Genomic DNA, 294 nt, shown 5'->3' on the forward strand with positions numbered 1-294 from the left:
AGTTCCTACACCACCCACCTGCCAGAAGAGACCCACTCATGACTCACGCTAACGCACCCCTGACCCCGACCGGCCGACTCAGGATGGTCCACCGCCACCTGCACGACGGGATCCCGCAAGCACACGTGGCAGCCGAGTTCCGCGTGAGCCGGCCCACGGTGGCCACCTGGGTCGCCCGCTACCGCGCCCAGGGAGAAGCCGGCCTTCAGGACCTGCCCAGCCGGCCGCACCGTTCACCTGCCCAGCTCGATCCGGTCTTGGTCGCCCAGATCCACGCCCTGCGGCGGGAGCGCA

At 69.7% G+C, this 294-nt stretch carries 1 protein-coding gene; it reads left to right on the top strand.

Annotation, left to right across the window (positions count from 1 at the left end; all coding sequences use genetic code 11):
- Positions 1-38: 38 nt before the first annotated feature.
- Positions 39-294 (top strand): leucine zipper domain-containing protein (locus tag D8M29_RS13410; RefSeq protein ID WP_148111655.1); only part of this gene is annotated, 256 nt, incomplete at its 3' end.

It is taken from the genome of Micrococcus sp. HSID17227 (assembly GCF_003989405.1).
GTDB lineage: Bacteria > Actinomycetota > Actinomycetes > Actinomycetales > Micrococcaceae > Micrococcus > Micrococcus luteus.